Origin of the sequence: Endozoicomonas numazuensis, from assembly GCF_000722635.1 — a bacterium.
Taxonomy (GTDB): Bacteria; Pseudomonadota; Gammaproteobacteria; order Pseudomonadales; family Endozoicomonadaceae; genus Endozoicomonas_A; species Endozoicomonas_A numazuensis.
The window spans coordinates 48,390-50,117 of the sequence record NZ_JOKH01000012.1 but is presented as its reverse complement, the minus strand read 5'-3'; the positions used below and the strand labels follow the sequence as shown (position 1 = coordinate 50,117).

Here is a 1,728-nt window from a genome sequence, read left to right as displayed (position 1 = left end):
GACGTGATAGCCCTGTCGTCCATCCTTCTGCACTCTGTGTTACAGTCTGGATCGGCTTGTCACGCTCTTTTTGACGGTTAGTTCCCTTCGCTCCACCGGCTCCGCCGTGGTCTGGTGTGTTTACCTGCACTTTGTTCGCCAGTTTCCTCACTACTATGAAACTATCTGACTCCCTGCTTGCGTAAGCGTCCAGTCTTCGTCCACAGACTTCACCGAACCTGACCCACATGGAAAAGTGTGAATCACAGACAGGGTCTCCCGAGTTCCGCGCAAGAGACATCGATACATGCACCAGGTCTAACGACTCCGGATAACCAACAAGGGCACTTGCAGTAACGCACTCTTGTTGTATTGCCTTCCCAATCACCCAACGTGGTCGGCGTTCTCGATAATGGTTTCGGAGCTCAATACTGAGCCTGCATCTTCCCCTGTCAACGCTTAACCATTGTCATTACTGACAACCGCCCATGACTCGGGGTTCCGGCGGTTTGCTAGACCTTACCGGATGAAGGGCTTTCACCTTCAATTTCTTGCCGATTTATCTCGGCGCACTGGGTGTCCTTGTATATTCCTTGGTTGGATGGTTGCCTTCAGGCCTGTGTTAACTTGCCTACGAATTCTGAGCAGTGACGGAATGGGTTAATTCATCTTCAAATTGAGCTATTACCTCAGAGAATACATTAATAGGGACTTTAGCAAACTGTATATCTTTCGGATAATTTATATATGTAAAGAAAGGGTGATCGAGTAATATCCATATAAAGCACATAAAACCATCAAGAAAATAAGCAACAATTGAAAAATCATCAAATGATTCACCGAAAGACATAAAATATCTATCAAGCTCTAAATTGTTGTCAGATTTTATAGTCTGATAAATTTGACTTTCTTTTAGCCCTCTAAACTGTGTACCATCAAGCATGACAGGATTCATTTTCTTTAATTGATACAGTGTCACGCTTAAGAGGTTGGTATCGTCAATTGTACCTATGCATGTATTTCCAACCCATAAACATACACGACCCATGATGCTAGGACTAACAGACTCAATCTCATAGTTAATTGCAAATGTGTACTTGTTTCCTATAACTTTTTCATTCACCATCTTTGAACCTCAGTTGGAACATTGCTGATGGAAATTTCACGAGTTTCACCACTTGCTGTTTTTCCATCAGTTGAACCATTCCAGTGCCAATTCCCATTTCCATCATTCTGAAAACGATGATAAACAGCCTTTTTTCCATTGCCTATTTTTGTCCACCTGTTTCCATCTTTTGCCAAGGTACTCTTTTTCCAAAGCTGCTCATGGTTTTTGGGTAATACGCTCTTCGTTCTATTATAACGATTTGATTTATCTTTAGGATCATGATGCCCAGGGTTTTCATAGATTTCCCGCCCTCCATAATGCGCCTGCCACTCCTTATGCCGAGCCTCCACACTATCCGGATGCCAACCGTCTTTCTTCAGGGCAGGTGACGGCGCTCTAGTCAGCTCAGCCAAAGTCTTAACCCTGGCAACCGGCACCAGCACCGACAGCACCTTCCCAGCTCCCAGTATACGAGCCTGAGTTGTTTCGTCCAGTTGTTGCCAGCTAGCACTGACCCGGTTTTCGGTGCTGTCGTCGATAAACTCTACGACGGCATCAATACCACTGTTGATATGGTTTAGTGCATTGAGAACCTGTTCCGTGCCTTCTGGAAAGTGCTGGTAGGAAATTCTGACCAGATT

3 protein-coding genes are annotated in these 1,728 nt (G+C 44.8%); all 3 read right to left on the bottom strand.

All coding sequences use genetic code 11. From position 1 onward, the window contains the following. On the bottom strand, positions 1-280 hold a 280-nt coding region (locus tag GZ78_RS30540), incomplete at its 3' end, for a hypothetical protein (RefSeq protein WP_236631707.1). Positions 281-610: 330 nt separating this feature from the next. Beyond that, on the bottom strand, positions 611-1,105 hold the full coding sequence (locus GZ78_RS26320; protein ID WP_034843144.1) for a hypothetical protein: 495 nt from the start codon (positions 1,103-1,105) through the stop codon (positions 611-613). Further along, positions 1,099-1,728 (bottom strand): hypothetical protein (locus GZ78_RS26315; RefSeq protein ID WP_034843142.1); only part of this gene is annotated, 630 nt, incomplete at its 5' end. The genes GZ78_RS26315 and GZ78_RS26320, both read right to left, overlap by 7 nt.